Genomic DNA, 18,883 nt, shown 5'->3' with positions numbered 1-18,883 from the left:
GAAAGGCCCAGGTGGCGGAATTGGTAGACGCGCACGTTTCAGGTGCGTGTGTCGAGAGGCATGCAGGTTCGAGTCCTGTTCTGGGCACCTTTTCTCGCGCAGGTGGTGGAATTGGTAGACACGCTACTTTGAGGGGGTAGTGCCGGTTACGGCGTGTGAGTTCAAGTCTCATCCTGCGTACACAGATAGTCCATATAGTTAGTTTTAAAAGCTGATTATATGGACTATTTTTTTGTATCTTTCTCCCGTTCCTGTTCGGGATGCTCTCATTGTTATGGATTCCATGCTTTATTTGAATACAAAAACCTCATCCACATTCACATGTAGATGAGGTTGTACCAAATCAGTTTATATAAAAAACAAACTGAAGTTGACTAATACCTTAAACTTAGGAATAGTTTGTTTAATTAATGTGAGTTCTACACTGTAGAACTGTTTCTGCAAATTTATATATCTTTTTGTTATTATACAAGTCGCGTTCGTTTGAGTTCATATAAAAAATGATTAAAAAACTTTAGTCGTTTGCTTCCATATCCGGACCATATAAAAGGCCAGATGCGTAAAGGCAAAAACAAAAGAGATGATCAGCAGGACTTTACTTTCTTCCCAACCGACGGTTTGCTGATGCCAAAGTCCCGTGATCACACAAAGGATAGCAAGGACGATCCCGATCATATTCAGTGCCAGATGACCGCGACGGTTGGCTTGATTGTATTCCAGCTTGCTATGTTTGATGCCGTAGCAGGCATAAATATCCAGCCCGATCAACATCCACAGCACCAGTCGGATCCAAGTGTCGGCCGGTAGGAAAAGCATCATGCACAGACAAGTGATGATCCCGGCAACCGGAACAAACGGGACCAACGGAGTCTTGAAAGCACGATGTACATCGGGCATTGTTTTCCTGACCACAAGCACACCTGCACAAACCAGCGTAAAGGCGAAAAGGGTTCCGATACTGGTCATTTCACCTGCCAGGCGTGCCGGAACGAAAGCCGCCAGCAGACCGACGAGTACCATAAACAGCAGATTGCTGCGGGCGGGTGTTCTGAACTTTTCATTGATATGCGAAAAGAACGGAGGTAACAGACCGTCGTGGCTCATGCTGAGGAAAACGCGACTCTGCCCTAACAATGTCACCATAATGACTGAGCAATATCCGAATAAAATGGCAAGGACGATTGCCTTATTCATCCAAGGGTAATCCGGATGAAGTACACCCGAAGCATCTACTTCTCCCATATGTCCTATCGCAATTGCCACGGGAGCTATTCCCTGTTGGCCGCCAAATTCGGAATAATGGGCTACGCCTGTCATGACGTGGGCGAACAACATATATAATATGGTACATACAAGCAATGAGACGAGGATTCCGATCGGCATATCCCTTTTGGGGTTTTTGGCTTCCTGGGCAGCTGTACTGACAGCATCGAAGCCTAAAAAAGCGAAGAACACAATGGCCGCTCCGCGTAGGACACCTGATAGTCCATATTCGCCTAACGTACCAGTGTTTGCCGGAATATAAGGTATGTAATTGTCCGTATTGATATATTTCCATCCTAAAAAGACGAATATCAGGACGACCGACACTTTCAGAAAGACGATGATCCCGTTAAAGATAGAACTCCCTTCCGTCCCGCGGATCAGAAAGATACTCATCAGGACAACGATCAGGAATGCCGGGATATTGACAATCCCTCCATCCCAGGGGCAGGCGGTGAAAGCTGTCGGAAGGTTGATTCCGATCCCTTCCAAAAAGACGACGAGATAACGGCTCCAGCTGATGCTGACCGTCGTTGCAGCAACCGTATATTCTAAAACCAAATCCCAACCGATAATCCAAGCGATCAGTTCGCCCATCGTCGCGTATGAGTATGTATAGGCACTCCCGGCAACCGGAATCATCGAAGCAAACTCTGCATAACAAAGTCCGGCAAAGCAACATCCGATTGCGGCAATGGCGAATGAAAGTGTAATGGCCGGTCCTGTATATCCGGCGGCGACTGTTCCGGTTATGGAGAAAAGTCCGGCTCCGATAATGACTCCCACACCGAGTGCGACCAGACTCCAGGGGCCTAATACCCGTTTTAATGATTTACTTCCCGTTTGATTGGCTTCGGCCTGCAAGGCTTCCAAAGGCTTTTTAATGAATAATCCCATTGTTTATTTGTGCATATTTATAAATAGGACACAAAGGTAGGGATTGCCCGGATGATATACAAATGCTAATTGTGGATGGGTAATCGCCTCCATACAACGTTGGGAATCAACTTCCATAGAAATACTAAAACAGCATATTTCCAGTCGATTACGGAGTGTCGTTTCTTCCGTTCGATTGCCTTTACTATTTTTCGGGCAACATATTGCGGAGACATCAGCATCGGGTATTTATCGTTTTTCAACAGATCTGTCTTTACAAATCCGGGGCGGATATCCGTGAATACGATCGGGAGCTTTTCCATCCGTGCCAACTGGTCGAGTGCCTCGATATAAGTATTCTGGTAGCGCTTGGTTGCGGAATAGGAAGGAGCGGCTCCCAATCCTTTTGTACCGGCGATGGAACTGATCACGGCTAATTGGCCGCCGCCTTGCCTTTTAAAGTAGTCGTATGCGGCAACGACCATTCGGGTGAAACCGACCGTATTTGTCTGGACCGTTGATAATTCTATGTCGGGATTCAGGTCCCGATTCTGGCTGCCGATTCCGGAACTAAGCAAGAAGACATCCATTCCGCCGACTTTATCGATTAACTCCGCTAATTTGTTCGGGGCATCCTGACAAGTTATGTCTATTTGTGCCGTTTCGATTTGGTCAGGTGCTTCCGACCGGATTTTTGCGAGCAATTCCGTCCGTCGTCCGGCAATCCCGATCCGCCATCCCTGCTTACGGTACAGTTGAGTGATCTCGTATCCGATGCCTGAAGTAGCTCCGATGATAATGATTTTTCTTGCTGATGCCATGTTAAATGGTGATTTATATATGCAAATATACGATTTCTTTCGTACGAAAATCCTATCTTCGCAGCATTGTTAACAAACCAATGTAGGAAATGAAGAAGTGTTTTTGTCTCTTGTTGACCTTATTGTGTATTAGCTATTCTGTCATGGCGGCCCCAGGCTTCCGTATAAAAGGGAAAATAGTCGATGCCAATAACAACCAACCGATTGATTTTGCCGATGTCCTCCTTTTTCGTGAAGGAGACGTTAATCCAGTATTCCATGCTTTGCCCGACCCTGACGGTACGTTTCGTATTGCCGATGTGAAAGATGGAAAGTATAACCTTTTGGTACGCTTGGTCGGTTACGATCTGTATAACCGACCGGGTATTGTTTTAGACGCGGTTTCGAAAGCTGTAGATTTAGGGATGATCGCCATGAAACCCTTGGAAGTGGGATTAGCGGAAGTCGAAGTAGTAGCACAGAAAAAGCAAGTGATTTATAAATTGGACAAGAAAGTGATCGAAGCCTCTTCGAACCTGCTTGCCGGAGGGGGATCGGCTGTCGATATCCTGGAAAATACGCCCTCCATACGCGTGGATGCGGAAGGAGAGGTCAGTTTTCGTGGAAGTACCGGTTTCACGGTCTATGTAGATGGCAAACCGAGTGTATTCAGCGGTACTCAGGCTTTGGAGCAGATTCCCGCGGGACATATCGAGAATATAGAAATCATCACTACACCTTCGGCTCGTCACGATACGGGAGGAGATGTAGGGATCATCAATATCGTAACAAAGAAACACGCCCAGCATGGTTTTAGTGGTATGGTGAACCTGACGGGAAGCACGGTCCTTTCACGCGGGGTGGATTTTCTGGTGTCTCAGCAGAACAAAGCATCGCGCTGGTATTTGGGTGGTGTATGGAGTGATCGCCTGCGTAAAAGTGATTTCGATCAGGAGAAGACAACTATTATCTCAGACACGGCAACGACCTCCCATTCCAACGGACCGCGTAAAAGTAACAACTTCAACTATTCGATGAAGGCGGGTTGGATGTACACATTACCCCATACCACCTTGAATGCCGACTTTGAAGGTGGTTATGGTGGGCGTACGCGTAACGGTGACCTGGATTATAAGGAGAAGCGCCTGGCGGAGGGGATTACTTTCGGTGAAGGTGATTATTATAGTCGTGACGATTACGACCTGCATGAAACTTATTTTCAGGGAACAATCGGTTTCGATCATAAATTTGACGATAAGGGGCATCAGTTGACGGGCAGTTTCTATCTGAAATACGGAGGCAATGCGATGGAGTATTTCCAGAGTGACCTTTTTAATAAGAATAACGAGCGTGAAAAGGGACATCGTGCCTGGGAAGATGAACATCGTTGGACGGTACGGGGCAATCTGGACTATATTTACCCGTATAGCAAAACAGGACGGCTCGAAGGCGGTTACCAATATTTCTCGTATTTGGAAGACGGTGACTACACGATGCATTTCTGGGACCCGCAAAAGAAAGAGTTTTATAACCGGGACGATATCTATAACACATTCTATTTCCAACATGGCATCAATTCGGTTTATGCAATCGTTGCCGACAGCTATAAGTCGTTCGATTTTCAGGCGGGTGTACGGGGGGAGCATACGCATCGTGTCTTGCGGAGCTCGATCCCGGGCAAGGATCGTACATACAACAAGTTCGAGTTTTTCCCTTCCCTTCATTTGGGCTATACGTTTCCGAAGGAGCATAAGCTATTGGCTTCTTATTCGCGCCGTATTACTCGTCCGGAACTCTTTTTCATGGAACCGTATATCACCTATCGGGACTTTTATTCGGCCGAGATCGGTAATCCGGATATCCGTTCGGAATATATCAATTCTTTCGAATTGAATTATAAAAAGAATATCGGTGAGCATACGGTTTCAGCTACGGTGTTCCACCGGAGTCGCAAGGATAAGATCGAACGTTTGCGTGTCCCCTATGAAGCCGGTGTGACACTGGATTCGATGGCGAATGTCGGGCACGACTATTCGACCGGTATCGAATTGAGTGGCCAAGTACAACTTACCCGTTGGTGGAATGTGAATCTGAATGGCAGCCTGTATCATTATAAGGTAAAGAATCAGTATAAAACCGGCGGTGAAAATGAAACAAGTACGAACTACGATGTTATGTGGAACAACTCTTTCGATGTCTTTAAATATACCCGTATCCAGGTAGACGGCAACTTTGTCGGCCCGTCTGTCACGACCCAGGGACGTACGGATGCTTTCTGGTATGTGAATCTTGCCGTTCGCCAGCAGCTGATGAATCGTAAATTGGCGGCAACGCTTTCTTTCCGTGATGTTTTCAATTCGGCTCGTTATGTAAGTAAGATTATCACCTCCGACTTGCAATCCATTACGCGTATCCGTCCCAGCTATCCGCTCATTACGCTTACGTTGAGCTATACGTTCAATAACTTCAAAGCCAAGAGTTCCCAGAAAAAGGAAGATCATGATTTGTTTGAAGGAACGAACCACTAAGTAATTGACAATTGATAATTGACAATTGACAATTTTTTTTACATTTGTGAGCAATTTTAAAAGGATATGGAAGAACGGGAACTGATACTACTATTGAAACAGAGCAGCAAAGACGCGTTTACTGCTCTGTATAAGCAATACTGGAAACAGGTCTATAATTTCAGTCGCCTTTATTTAACCCGTGCCGATGCTGCCGAAGAAGTCGTGCAGGAGGTCTTCATCAAAGTATGGGAAACGCGTGAATTTCTTCGTGAAGATGACCATTTTAAAGGCTTGCTGTTTATTATCACCCGGAATCTGATCTTTAACCGGCATCGCAAGAATGTGAATGAAGATTTCTACAAAGTCACGGTCCTTGCTGCATTGGAAGAACCGTATGACGTAGAAGAAGAGATTGATGCCCACAACCTTCAGGAATACATAGACCGCCTGATTGACGAACTGCCGCCACGCCGCCGTGAGATTTTTAACTTGAGCCGAAAGGAACAAAAGAGCTACAAAGAAATAGCTCTCCTGTTGAATATTTCAGAGAAAACAGTCGAAAATCAAATCGGCGAAGCCCTCAAGTACTTAAAGAAAAATATAACATTGCTTCTTCTCTTTATCTGATTGAATGTATTCTGTCTCCTATCTCTTATTGTCATTTATCCCAAAAAGTGATTGGTGCAAATCGAAACTACTACTGCATCTAATTCGATTTTCTACCCCTTCTAATTCAAATTACCCGCAAGGGTAATATTTTTTAACAAACTGGTTGTTGTTGCATTCTATTAAAAATCAGTTTATTAGTTGAGATATTAGTCTTTAGAGGGGATATTGTCATATTTTTTTGGAAATTTGTACTGTCAGGTGCTAAAATAATCTGTTTTTTCCCGGACTGGGTAGGGGAAAGAAGTAACTTGTGTGTATTTATATATGTAAAGCAATTGAAATGGAATATAAAGACAAAAAATATATAGTAAAGAAACTAATGAAGGATGCGTTGACCGAAGAAGAGCGCATAGCCTTGCAATCTTCTCGCCGGGTGACAAAAGAAATGGAGCGGCAATGGAATAATGCTCCTGATGCAGTGGAAAGCGATTGCCCGGATGAGCCGTCCATCTGGCGGAATATTTGTAAGGAAGTCTGGCGGCATGGTGAAGAGCGGCAAGTTGTGTTTTATAAGATATATAGTATGGTTGCCTCCATCTTATTGGTATTGGGGGGAGTTGGAACTGCTTATTTCGTATCTCAAGATAAGGCGAATGTCCCGATGTATGTTGTAAGTTCCGGTATCCAAAATATGGAATCTGTCTCTTTACCGGATGGAACGAAAGTGCAGATGGGACCGGGTAGCCGCTTAACCTATCCTGCCAGTTTTTCCGGTAAGACGCGTGAGATAAGATTGGACGGGCAAGCCTTTTTCGATGTGGCGAAGAATCGCGAAAAACCTTTTATTGTTCATACGGAGGATATGAGTGTGGAGGCTTTGGGGACTGCGTTCGAATTGTTCAGCTACGACATGGAAAATAAGATGGAAGCGATTCTTCTGAATGGCAAGATCAAAGTAAGTGTGGCGGATAAGGAAACAAACCAAATGAAAGAATACTTCGTCTCTCCCGACGAAAAGATCTTGGTGGACCGGCAGACCGGCAAGATCGCCAAACAGATTGTGGATGCCGACAAATATACCGCTTGGCGCAAACAAAAGATGCTGAGTTTCGAAAACGAAAAACTTTCCATGATCATCCCGCGCCTCGAACAGTGGTACGGCAGAAAAGTGATGTGCCAGAAAGATCTGGCTGATAAATACCGGTTCACTTTTAAGGTGAGGGATGAGTCGCTGGATCGAATACTCTTTATGATGAAAGCCTCTTCTCCATTGCAATATAAAGAGGAGAAGAATGGTGATTATATATTGACTTTAAAATAACTTATTATAAACAACTTAATTCTAATGCTTATGGTATAAAAACGAGTTAGCCTTCAAAAATAGGAAGATGCCGGCAAGCACCTTCCTATCAGAGAGTTTTCAAAAATGCTTGTCATAGGAGTCCAAGCCAAGGACTTGCATTTATTATTCATTAAAAACTATTACAAAGTTATGGAAAAAAACAGTGACAGGGATTATTGTATCCCGTTATTTAGAAAAACTAAACGTATCATGAAGATCACAACCTTATTTTCGTTGGGAGTTGCATGTTGTATCTCTGCTTCTACTTATGCTCAGAGCTACAAGGTGTCGATCAACAAGCAGAACAGCAGTATTATTGAAATCCTTAGGGAAATTGAGAAAAGCAGTGAGTTTACATTCTTTTTTAACGATAATCGTGTGAATGTCAATAAAACTGCGAGTGTTAATGCTAAAAATGCTACATTGGAAGATGTACTGGATCAGGTGTTGAGGAATACCGGCTATAAGTATCAGATTATTGATCGCCAGGTGTTGATCAAGGCTTCGGACAACCTCTCATTGGCCAGTGCCCAACAGAATCAGAAAACTGTTACAGGTGTAATCCTCGATGAATCCGGTCTGCCGGTCATTGGTGCCAATGTGGTGGAGAAGGGAACAACTAATGGTACGATAACGGATGCGGAAGGGAGGTTCTCCCTTAACGTTGCATCTGATGCAACGTTAATAGTTTCCTATATCGGATATGTTCAGAGTGAAATATCTGTAAAAAATAAGACATCTGTGTCTATAACAATGAAAGAGGATGCGGAATTGTTGGAGGAAGTAGTTGTAATTGGTTATGGATCGGCTCGTAAAGGGGATTTGACCGGTCCGATATCCAGTGTCAAAGGGGCCTCTTTGACAGAACGTTCTACTCAAATGTTGTCTACGGCTATGCAAGGGCAGATTTCGGGTGTGGAGGTGACGCGTTCTTCCGGTGGTCCCGGTAGTTCGGCAACAATACGTGTTCGTGGTGTGACGACACTTTCCAACAATGATCCTCTTGTTATTATTGACGGTGTGCCAGGTTCGTTGAATGATGTCGTAGCTTCGGACGTAGAGACTATGAGTGTTTTGAAAGATGCAGCATCGGCTTCTATTTATGGATCTCGTGCTGCGGCGGGTGTCATTTTGATCACGACCAAGAGGGCCAAGGAGAATAAATTCAATTTAGATTATAATTATGAATATTCCATTGACAAACCGACTACACGCCCGACTAATGGAAATGTGATTGATTGGATGAATGTCCAAAATGAGATTAAATGGAACGATGGCGCTTCTAATCCTTATTCGCAATATTCGCAGGAAACCATTAATGCTTGGATGGCTAATAATGCAACGGATCCTTATCATTATCCGAATACAGATTGGGTCGATTTGTTGTTGAAGAATACGACTTCTCATCAACAACATAACATTAACGTTTCTGGTGGAACGGATAAATTACAATCCAAGATTTCGTTCAATTATCAGACTGCAGATGGGTATTATGCGAATAAATCGTATGAGCGGTATGCGGGTCGTATCAATAATGATTATAAGATAAACTCTTGGATTCGGGCCAATATCGATGTTGATTTTTCAACCTCGAAAAGTCTAAATCCTTTTTCAACCAATTTTTCTGAAGATCAAACTTTTAACCCGATTTATTGGGCATATTTGACGACTCCTTATTATAATCCGTATTGGCAAGATGGTAGTTATGCTGACGTGAAATCAGGTGCTAACCCGTTGGCTATGTTGAACGAGGGAGGAACAACCAATACCAATTATTATAAATTCGGAGGTAAAGCACAGTTGAGTTTGACCCCTATGAAAGGGTTGACTTTGACGGCGGTTTTTGCTCCTCGTTACACTTTCGAGAACAAAAAGGCATTTAATAAGAAAGTGAATGTTTATTATGAAGATGGGACAGCTATTGCTGCACAAAATAGTAAGACCACTCAGTTGAACGAAGCGCGTAATAACACGCAAAGCCGTACTTATCAATTTTATGCCAATTACGAGAACAAATGGAATGACCATTCCTTGAATGCAATGGCCGGTTATGAAGGCTATAAGTATAAATGGGAAAATTTGGGTGCATCAAGAAATAATTATGAATTGGATACTTATCCTTATTTGAATCTTGGGCCGGAAGATTATCAGTATAATTCAGGTAAAGCGGGCCACAATGCTTATCAATCTGTTTTCGGACGTGCCATGTATTCATACAAAAGCCGTTATATGTTGCAGGCGAATGTCCGGGCTGATGCCTCTTCTCGTTTTGCCTCCGATTATCGTTGGGGAGTATTTCCCTCTGTATCGGCAGGTTGGGTTGTCTCAAATGAATCTTGGTTCCCTAAAAATAAGCAGATCGATTATTTGAAAGTACGTGCATCTATTGGTTCATTAGGCAATGAGCGTATCAGTGATGCGGAATTTCCGTATCAGGCGGCAATCAATTTCGGAAATAGCTATATGTATGATAAGGGTTCCCAATCGGTGACCGCTGTACAGAATGCTGCACAATATAATTATGCATTTAGTGATATTACGTGGGAAACAACGACGACTTATGATATTGGTGTCGATATTACTTTGTTGAATAATCGTTTGAGCTTGACAGGAGATTACTATTATAAGAAAACGGCTGATATGCTTCTGACTTTGGGCTTTCCCTCTTATGCTGGCTTTTCTGCTCCGAAACAAAATGCAGGTGATATGTATACTCATGGTTGGGAATTTGAAGCAAGTTGGCGTGACCAGATTGGTGAGGTTTCTTATGGTGTATCTTTTAATTTATCTGATTATCGTTCAAAAATGGGATATTTGGGAGACAGAAGAACTATAGATGGTAATAAGATTTATGAAGAAGATTCTTATTATTATGAGTGGTTTATGTATAAGACCGATGGTCTGTTCGTTACTGATGCTGATTTGTATGATTCGGAAGGAAACAAGTATCCGACATTGACAGCTAATGACAAGGCAGGTAACATTAAATATGTCGATGTGAACGAAGATGGTGTTATCAATGCAGATGATAAAGTCCGTTTAGGTAATTCCTTGCCGGAGTTCCAGTTTGGTGGTAATCTGTTTTTAGGCTGGAAGGATTGGGACTTCTCTCTCTCTTTCCAAGGTGTGGGGCATCAGAATGTTCTCTTCAATTCTGCATGGATACAACCGCTGAAAGAGCAATGGGGAGCTGTGCCTTCTCTTGTATTGGGAAATTATTGGAGCCAGCATAATACAGAAGAGCAAAATCGGAATGCCCTATATCCTCGTCTTACCTATACCAATACGACTAACACTTATACAGGTTCTGATTATTGGTTGTTTAACGGGGCTTATTTCCGTGTCAAGAACATTACATTGGGCTATTCATTGCCAAAAACTCTTATGGATAAGTGCTTCGTCAAGGGATTGCGACTCTATGCTACGGTAAATGACCTTCCTGCCATCAGTCATTATCCTAAAGGATGGGATCCGGAAATCGGTGCAAGTTCCGACTTTATATCTACCTCTTTTACATTTGGCGTAAACGTTAAATTTTAAATTTATAGTGATATGAAACAGATAAAATTTTCTATATGTACAGCTTCTCTTTGCCTGCTGATGTCGTGTGTCGATCTAGACTTAAATCCTCTTTCTGAAGGATCAAGCGAGAATTGGTATTCTTCTCAAGCAGAAATAGAAATGTCTTTGAATGATTTCTATCGTACGGATTTTTTCCCGATTGATGATATGAAATGGGGAGATGATGTAACGGCTCGAAATGAAACATCGGCTGTGAATAACGGAACATTGACTTCAGAAGATGGAACGATTGCCAAACGTTGGGAAAACTATTATAAAGGTATCGCACGTGCTTTGCGTATAATCAATAATATGGATCGAGCACGTGCTATGGGTGTTTCGGAAAAGGATATCGCGCAATATGAAGGTGAAGCTTATTTCTATTTAGGATATGCTTATGGCATGTTGGCTTTTCATTGGGGGGATGCGATCTTGGATAAGGTGGGTATGAGTTTAGATGAAGCTTATACCGCTTCCCGATCTCCGAAAGCAGATGTATTGGCTTACAGCTACGAATGTTTGGACAAGGCTGCGGAACGTTTACCCAATAGTTATCCAGGCATCCAGCGTGCCACAAAGGGGGCTACTTATGCTTTTAAAGCAAGAATTGCTATTTATAATGAGGATTATGCTACTGCTGCTACTGCTGCCAAAAATTGTATGGATTTGAATGTGTATAAATTGCATGACAATTATCAGGACCTGTTTACGGCTTCTTGGTCTGACGAATGGATTTTCTTCTTCCGTGGAGATGTGACGTTGAAAAAATATTATTGGGCTGCGGGTGATGTGTTGAATAGCATATCTCGCCTTTCAGGCGGATGGGGTGGTCAAAAAGCACCTTCTTACGAATTGGTTTGTGCTTATCCTTGTATTGATGGTAAACCGATCGATGAATCTCCGCTTTACAATCCGAAAGACTTTTTCGAGAACCGAGATCCACGTATGGCAATGACGATTGTTCCGTTTGCCACAGCGCACAACAAGAGTGTGTTGGAAGGAACGTATGATCCAAACGATTATAAGTGGTTGGGTTATGAATATTCTCCATCGCCAGTTAAAACAACCGTTCTGAGAGTTTCTGACGGTGTACAAGTAGGAAATAATGATTCTAAAGCAAGAGCGGAACATGCTTCCTACACTGGTTTGTTGTTTAAGAAATATGTCGATGAGTCATTTTTGGAAAATGGTAAAGCCGGGGCACCGACTACTTATCCTATGTTGCGTTACGGTGATGTTTTGTTGATGTATGCTGAAGCGATGAATGAGATGAATCAGTGTAGCCAAGAAGTGCTGGATGCAACGATTAATAAATTGCGTGAAAGGGCTTATAACGGAACAAATCTTGAGTATCCGCGAGTAACGGAAGGATCACAACAGCAGTTACGTACGGTTATCCGTACCGAGCGTTTTATTGAAATGGCTTGGGAAGGTCATCGTTATAGTGATTTGATTCGGTGGAAGATTGCCGGTAAAGTTTTTAATCGTCCGATTTATTTCTTGAATCGTGCATGGTCCGGTAATACCTCTTGGAATGGTGATGAAAGTTCTGTATCGGCTGAATACAAGCAGTTGATTCAGAACTGGAAAGATGGTAACTATCCGATAGGTGGTATTCCACAGATTGATGAAGACGGTATTGCAGATTTAAGCGAAATGGCGAAAAAAGGGTATATTACCGTGGCAACCGAACGTAAATTCGATGAAAGTCGTGATTATTTGTGGCCGGTTCCTGCAGCAGATAGATTAATTAACGAAAATCTGTCACAGAATCCGAAATGGTGATCGGTTTGGGATAGATTCGATATGATATTCATTTAAGGGTTCCTCGGCTTTATATGGTTATATAGAGGATGAGGAACCCTTGTTGTAAAAAATCAAATAATATGAAACTGAATAGTGTAATAGGATTACTGACTGTATTTTCGGTATTAGGATGTACTGCCCAAAAGGATGTCAAAAAAATACCGGAATCGATTTCCGGTATTTATCCCCGTTTGGCTTACTATAATAATGAAGGCGAATGTGGGACAGGGGCAGTCGTACCTTGGGCGGATCGTTTATGGGTGATTACTTATGGGCCTCATTTACCGAATGGCTCTTCTGATAAATTATATGAAGTGACGTCCGATTATCGGCAGATCATGCATAAGGAGAGTATTGGAGGTACACCTGCAAACAGAATGATTCATAAAGAAAGCGATCAACTTTTTATAGGACCTTATGCGATTGATAAAACAGGTAAAGTTCGTGTTATTCCATATACTGTAATGTCTGGTCGACATACTGGAAATGCTCGTCATTTGACAGATCCGTCCAATAAGATTTATTATGGGACAATGGAAGAAGGATTTTATGAAGTGGATGTGAATACATTAGAAGTAAAAGAATTGTATCAAGATGGCAATAAGAAACAACAGAAAAAAAATGATACGGATGCCGGGCCGATAAATGCTTTATTACCGGGAGTACATGGTAAGGGGTTATATTCCGGGCAAGGCTGTATGTATTTTACCAACAATGGAGAAGGGACACAGGAAGCATTGAAGAAGTTTGACGTGGAGGCTGGTGTCTTAGCTGAATGGAATGGAAAAGAGTGGAAGGTGGTTCGTCGTAATCAATTTGTCGAAGTAACGGGTCCCGGTGGTATTTATGGGAATACGAATTCGGAAACAGACCCGATTTGGGCTACCGGTTGGGATTATAAATCGGTTATTTTAGGTGTACGCGATGTTCGAAAAGGATGGGCTTTTTATCGTTTGCCTAAGGCCAGTCATAGCTATGACGGAGCGCATGGATGGAATACGGAATGGCCGCGTATTCGGAATGTCGGGACAGAGTCTCAGCCTGATTATCTGATGACGATGCATGGAATGTTCTGGCATTTTCCAGGAATGTTTACGGCTGATAATTCAGCAGGTATTCGTCCGCGCTCCGCTTATTTGAAGGTGATTGGTGATTTTACACGTTGGAACGATCAGTTGGTTTTCGGTTGTGATGATTCGGCTCAGAAAGAATTCTTGAACAAACGAAAAGCAAAGGGGAGTATAGAGGGACCAGGTCAATCGAATTCGAACCTGTGGTTTACCTCTTTGACAAGACCGGATGAATTAGGACCGGCTACTGCTGAAGGTGCTGTTTGGGCAAAGGAAAGTGTGAAGGCAGGTGAGAGCTCTGAACCGTTTCTTTTTAGTGGCTGGACACATCGTTTCGGTTGGGTCAAAAATGAAGGAAAACAACCGGTGATCTTTACTTTTGAAATAGATGAAGCCGGTAAAAACGAATGGAAGACCTTGAAGAGTGTAACAGTAAATGCAGGAAAGTCGGTCTCTGTCCCTTTTGCTTCTACCGAAAAGGGAGAATGGATTCGTGTAAAAACGGATAAAAATACATTGGCAACGGTTAGTTTCAATTATACGACTGCCGATCCCCGTTCGACTTCTTCTGATCCGATTTACCAAGGTTTGACAACAGTTAAACAAAATACGACAATCGGAGGTTTGTTGTATGGGCTTGGTGACAACCGTCGTGCATTGGGAGTGTTGGCAAATGTGACGGTAGATGGAAAAACATCGGAAACCGGTTATTATGAAATGGGAGATAAATTGGAACTGGTTCGTAAGGAAGATACAAAAACGACTGATTTTATTCGATCAAAGTTTGCCATACCTCAACAAGTCGTTTCGATAGAAGAGGGTTCTGTCTTGATTGTAGATGATTTGAACCGGCGTTGGCGTCTTCCTTTGGGGGATGAAACGTATAAAGAATTGACTAACCAAGGTGTACTGCGTGTTTGTCGGGAAGTGGCAACGGAGCGTGATATGTTCTCTTGTATGGGAACTTTTTATGAACTTCCTGCGGAGAATGCGGATGGATATGCAAAAATTCGTCCTATATCAACTCATAATTACCGCATCAACGATTATGCTTCTTACCGAGGTATGCTTGTTTTGACAGGTGTGACACCTGAAGATACTAAAGGGAATCCGCATATTATTGTTTCGGACGATGGAAAAGCTGCTGTTTGGGTCGGTGTTATTGATGATTTGTGGACATTGGGTAAACCGGTAGGTCATGGTGGTCCGTGGAAGAATACAAATGTAAAAGCGGGTATCGCTTCTGATCCGTATCTGATTGGATTCTACGACAAGAAAGAGCTTTCGTTGTCGCATCAGTCTGATAAGAAAGTTGTCATTACGGTTGAAGTGGATCCTACCGGTAATGGAGATTGGATGGAATATGCCGCTTATACTGTACAACCTGGAGAAAGGTTTGTTCAGCAACTCCCGGAGGCATTTCAAGCAAGATGGATTCGTTTTGTATCGGATACAGATACAAAAGCAACTGCTTGGTTGGATTATAAATAAAGAAAATGTAGAAATGACATCCGGTGATGATACTGATAAATCAATTACCGGATGTTGTTGAATTGTAATCTTTAAATCTATAGAATCATGAAATACATTTTAATATCTGTTTTGTTAGTTTGGGGATGTCTGAATAATAAGGTTTTATCGCAGCAACAAATAAATTGTAGCGGAGTGTTTCCGCATTTAGCCATGATTGCAGATCAAGCTCCGAGAACTGAGGCTGGGACGGGAGCCTTGTTTCCTTGGGCAAACAGATTATGGGTCGTTACTTATGTCGCACATTTCTCCGCGACCGGTTCCGGTACGGGACTTTTTGAGATTAATGATAAGATGGAAATACATAAACGTCCGGAAAGTGTGGTGGGAACATATGCGAATAGATTGTTACACGGTCCTACGAATCAGTTGATCATAGGTCCGTATATAATTGATATGAAAGGAAATGTACGAGTAATTGATGGAGTAAAGGATCATCGTTTGGCTGCAACAATGACGCATTTAACGGATCCAGAGAATAAAGTTTATTTTCTGGCTATGGAGGGTCAATTTTTTGAAGTGGATGTAAATACCTTAGATACCAAATTATTGTTTAACCTTTATGATGAGTTGAAAGAACCGAAAGGGTCAAAACCTCATTTTAAATCTGGTTTTACGAGGCATGGTAAGGTTGTCGTGTGTAACAATAGTTATTCCACAAAAGATTATAATAAGGATTGGAAAGCGGGTCGTTTAGCAGAGTGGGATGGTAAAGTTTGGAAAATAATAGAAGAGAAGTCGTATACGGAAGTATGGAGCTCTTCTCATTTTGGGGCACCAATTTTGGCAACAGGTTGGGACAATGCATCTGCTGTAATGAGTGTGTTTTTCCCGAATACGAAAAAATGGAAAAGATATCGTTTGCCAAAATCCAGTAAGACATTCGATGAGACGAGTTGTACGGAGTGGCTGCGTATTCGTGAAATCGAAACGGAACGTGCAATGATGGATTGTCATGGATTATTTTATGAAATAGGATTTCATCTATATGCCGATCAGCTATGGGCTATTCGTCCGGTTTGTTCGCATTTGCGTGTAATTCCAGACTATTGCTCTTGGAGAGGTATGTTGGTGATGGGAGGAAATCAGGCGACACCAATGAAGTTTGGTTCTGCTGATGGAAATCCTTTGGCTGGTCAGCCTCAGGCTGGATTATGGTTTGGTAAAACAGACGATTTGTGGTCGTGGGGAAAACCCTCTGGTGAAGGAGGGGTTTGGTCTGATGATGAAGTTATAGCCAATGTCCCGTCTGATCCTTTTTTGATGTATGGATTTGATCAGAAATCTCTTCATCTGTGGCATGATTCTAATGAGGCTGTTTCTTTTAAAATAGAAGTAGACGTTGTAGGCAATGGGCAGTTTAAGATTTATGAAACCAAGATTGTTGGTTCTGGTGAATATATGCATTATGAGTTTCCTGAGAGCTTTTCTGCTCGATGGGTACGTGTAACCGCAAATAAAAATTGTAAAGCAACAGCATGGTTTATTTATAATTAGTTCTATTTTTGCAAAATAGAAAATTTAAGGAGTGTTGTGTTTTCTGTTGTTTTAGTTAATTTAAAAATATTAATATCATGAAGACTCGTGTAATTTTATCATTATTATTTTTGTTAAGTTTGGGAAGTGTCCGAGCAGCCGACCTTTTTGTCGAAGCCGAAAGTTTTAGTAACAAAGGAGGTTGGAAGGTTGACCAGCAGTTTATGGATTTGATGGGGTCTCCTTACCTTTTGGCGCATGGGATGGGTGTACCCGTCGATGATGCATCTACGGAAGTCACGTTTCCAGAAAAAGGAGAATATTATGTATATGTTCGGACCTATAACTGGACTTCCCCATGGAAAAAAGGGGAAGGTCCCGGTAAATTCAGTTTGTCTGTCGGAGGAAAGAAGATGACTTCTCCATTGGGAGCGGAGGGTTCTGCCTGGATGTGGCAGATAGCTGGAAAGGTATCTGTCAAGAATCTGAAAACAGTAATCAAGTTGCATGATTTGACGGGATTTGACGGTCGTTGTGATGCGATCTACTTTACTACGGAAGCAGGCAAGATGCCTCCGTCGGATATAAAGGAGCTGGAAGCATTCCGTCGTCAAGCATTGGGATTGCCGGATGAAGCACCGGTTGCCGGCGAATATGATCTTGTAGTCGTGGGAGCCGGTATAGCAGGGATGAGTGCCGCAGTGTCGGCCGGCCGTCTGGGTTGTAAGGTGGCTTTGATCAATGACCGTCCTGTGGTAGGCGGAAATAATAGCTCGGAGATACGTGTTCATTTAGGAGGCCGTATCGAAGAAGGAACTTATAAGGAACTTGGTGGTCTGCAGAAAGAATTTGGTCCGGAAAAGGGAGGAAATGCGCAACCGGCAGAATATTATGAAGATCAGAAGAAAATGGATTGGTTGGCAGGTGAGAAAAATGTATCCCTTTTCTTGAACTATCGCGCGATAGGAGTGACAAAGGAAGGCGATAAGATCACATCGGTTGTTGTCAAACACATCGAGAACGGTAAAGAATTAAAATTCGAGGCACCTCTGTTTTCCGATTGTACGGGAGACGGGACGATCGGTTACCTGGCAGGGGCTGATTACCGTATGGGGCGTGAAGGTCGTGACGAATATGGTGAGAGCATCGCTCCGGAGAAAGCAGACAAGTTGACAATGGGCTCTTCCGTACAGTGGTACTCTGTGGATAACAAGAAATCGAGCCCTTTCCCGGAGTTTAGCTATGGAGTGGAGTTCAACGACAAGAATTGTGAAAAGGTGATGATGGGAGAATGGACGTGGGAGACAGGTATGAACTTCGACCAGATCAAGGACTTCGAACGTATCCGTGATTATGGAATGCTGGTTGTCTATTCAAACTGGAGTTATCTGAAAAACCGTATGAAGGAAAATGACCAGTATAAGAACCGAAAATTAGGTTGGGTTGCTTATGTAGCCGGCAAGCGTGAATCTCGTCGTCTGATGGGTGATTATATCTTAAAGGAAGACGATATCACGAAAAACGTGTCCCATGAAGATGCCTCTTTCGCTACGACATGGAGTATCGATTTGCATTGGCAGGACCCGAAAAACAGTGAACATTTTCCGGGCAATGAGTTCAAAGCTGTGACGAAGCATATCCTGATCCATCCGTATGCTGTTCCATATCGTTGTCTGTATTCGCGTAATGTGGAGAACCTGTTTATGGCTGGCCGTAATATTAGTGTGACCCACGTGGCATTGGGAACGGTCCGTGTGATGCGTACGACAGGAATGATGGGAGAGGTAGTAGGTATGGCTGCATCATTGTGTAAGAAATATGATGTGACACCTCGTGGTGTTTACCGTTCTCATCTGGAAGACTTGAAAACGTTGATGAAGGAAGGTGTGAATAAGAAAGGACTGCCGAACAACCAGCGTTATAACGAAGGTGGTATATTGAAAGACAAACCGGTTGTTCAATAAATGTAAAAGTATGGGTGGGTGCCAAAATTGTCTTGTTTCTGTGCTTGATATGGGGGCAAGTACATTTTGACACCTC

The 18,883-nt window shown here is 42.8% G+C and carries 10 protein-coding genes and 2 tRNA genes; 10 read left to right on the top strand and 2 right to left on the bottom strand.

Annotated elements, in window-relative coordinates; genetic code table 11:
• Positions 1-5 precede the first annotated feature (5 nt).
• Together NQ564_RS08480 and NQ564_RS08475 are read left to right on the top strand one after the other, a co-directional pair.
• Positions 6-87: transfer RNA gene (locus NQ564_RS08480), tRNA-Leu, on the top strand.
• A gap of 9 nt (positions 88-96) precedes the next feature.
• A tRNA-Leu gene (locus NQ564_RS08475) sits at positions 97-180 on the top strand.
• A gap of 324 nt (positions 181-504) precedes the next feature.
• Here the strand turns inward: NQ564_RS08475 and NQ564_RS08470 are convergent.
• Positions 505-2,160, bottom strand: coding sequence for an amino acid permease (locus NQ564_RS08470; RefSeq protein WP_008150117.1), 1,656 nt, complete (start codon positions 2,158-2,160; stop codon positions 505-507).
• 65 nt (positions 2,161-2,225) lie between these two features.
• Entirely contained in the window at positions 2,226-2,960 is a 735-nt protein-coding gene (locus NQ564_RS08465) for an SDR family NAD(P)-dependent oxidoreductase (protein WP_008150116.1), read from the bottom strand.
• Between the two features lie 89 nt (positions 2,961-3,049).
• Between NQ564_RS08465 and NQ564_RS08460 the strand changes: the two genes are divergently transcribed.
• From NQ564_RS08460 to NQ564_RS08425, 8 genes are all read left to right on the top strand, one after another.
• The gene (locus tag NQ564_RS08460) at positions 3,050-5,467 is read left to right on the top strand and encodes an outer membrane beta-barrel family protein (protein WP_039848221.1); all 2,418 of its coding nucleotides are present in this window, start codon (positions 3,050-3,052) and stop codon (positions 5,465-5,467) included.
• A gap of 66 nt (positions 5,468-5,533) precedes the next feature.
• Positions 5,534-6,076, top strand: coding sequence for an RNA polymerase sigma-70 factor (locus NQ564_RS08455; protein ID WP_008150112.1), 543 nt, complete (start codon positions 5,534-5,536; stop codon positions 6,074-6,076).
• A gap of 322 nt (positions 6,077-6,398) precedes the next feature.
• The gene (locus NQ564_RS08450) at positions 6,399-7,379 is read left to right on the top strand and encodes a FecR family protein (RefSeq protein ID WP_008150110.1); all 981 of its coding nucleotides are present in this window, start codon (positions 6,399-6,401) and stop codon (positions 7,377-7,379) included.
• A gap of 231 nt (positions 7,380-7,610) precedes the next feature.
• A complete protein-coding gene (locus NQ564_RS08445) occupies positions 7,611-10,940 on the top strand; it encodes a TonB-dependent receptor (protein WP_233426969.1) in 3,330 nt (1,109 codons plus the stop codon).
• Between the two features lie 12 nt (positions 10,941-10,952).
• On the top strand, positions 10,953-12,746 hold the full coding sequence (locus NQ564_RS08440; RefSeq protein WP_008150104.1) for a RagB/SusD family nutrient uptake outer membrane protein: 1,794 nt from the start codon (positions 10,953-10,955) through the stop codon (positions 12,744-12,746).
• Between the two features lie 101 nt (positions 12,747-12,847).
• Entirely contained in the window at positions 12,848-15,328 is a 2,481-nt protein-coding gene (locus tag NQ564_RS08435; protein WP_008150102.1) for a hypothetical protein, read from the top strand.
• 87 nt (positions 15,329-15,415) lie between these two features.
• Positions 15,416-16,864, top strand: coding sequence for a hypothetical protein (locus tag NQ564_RS08430; protein WP_008150100.1), 1,449 nt, complete (start codon positions 15,416-15,418; stop codon positions 16,862-16,864).
• Between the two features lie 77 nt (positions 16,865-16,941).
• Positions 16,942-18,807: an FAD-dependent oxidoreductase gene (locus tag NQ564_RS08425; protein ID WP_008150098.1), complete on the top strand. Its 1,866-nt coding sequence runs from the start codon at positions 16,942-16,944 to the stop codon at positions 18,805-18,807.
• Positions 18,808-18,883 lie beyond the last annotated feature (76 nt).

This window comes from Parabacteroides johnsonii DSM 18315 (assembly GCF_025151045.1).
Lineage (GTDB): Bacteria > Bacteroidota > Bacteroidia > Bacteroidales > Tannerellaceae > Parabacteroides > Parabacteroides johnsonii.
The sequence above is the reverse complement of the archived record's forward strand: the minus strand, read 5'-3'. Positions and strand labels throughout refer to the sequence as shown.

What these genes read in the sequence shown, in the direction of transcription:
- NQ564_RS08460 (WP_039848221.1), top strand. Translation starts at nt 3,050, where the DNA reads ATGAAGAAGTGTTTTTGTCTCTTGTTGACCTTATTGTGTATTAGCTAT.
- NQ564_RS08450 (WP_008150110.1), top strand. Translation starts at nt 6,399, where the DNA reads ATGGAATATAAAGACAAAAAATATATAGTAAAGAAACTAATGAAGGAT.
- NQ564_RS08465 (WP_008150116.1), bottom strand. Translation starts at nt 2,960, where the DNA reads ATGGCATCAGCAAGAAAAATCATTATCATCGGAGCTACTTCAGGCATC.
- NQ564_RS08425 (WP_008150098.1), top strand. Translation starts at nt 16,942, where the DNA reads ATGAAGACTCGTGTAATTTTATCATTATTATTTTTGTTAAGTTTGGGA.
- NQ564_RS08445 (WP_233426969.1), top strand. Translation starts at nt 7,611, where the DNA reads ATGAAGATCACAACCTTATTTTCGTTGGGAGTTGCATGTTGTATCTCT.
- NQ564_RS08455 (WP_008150112.1), top strand. Translation starts at nt 5,534, where the DNA reads ATGGAAGAACGGGAACTGATACTACTATTGAAACAGAGCAGCAAAGAC.
- NQ564_RS08430 (WP_008150100.1), top strand. Translation starts at nt 15,416, where the DNA reads ATGAAATACATTTTAATATCTGTTTTGTTAGTTTGGGGATGTCTGAAT.
- NQ564_RS08440 (WP_008150104.1), top strand. Translation starts at nt 10,953, where the DNA reads ATGAAACAGATAAAATTTTCTATATGTACAGCTTCTCTTTGCCTGCTG.
- NQ564_RS08470 (WP_008150117.1), bottom strand. Translation starts at nt 2,160, where the DNA reads ATGGGATTATTCATTAAAAAGCCTTTGGAAGCCTTGCAGGCCGAAGCC.
- NQ564_RS08435 (WP_008150102.1), top strand. Translation starts at nt 12,848, where the DNA reads ATGAAACTGAATAGTGTAATAGGATTACTGACTGTATTTTCGGTATTA.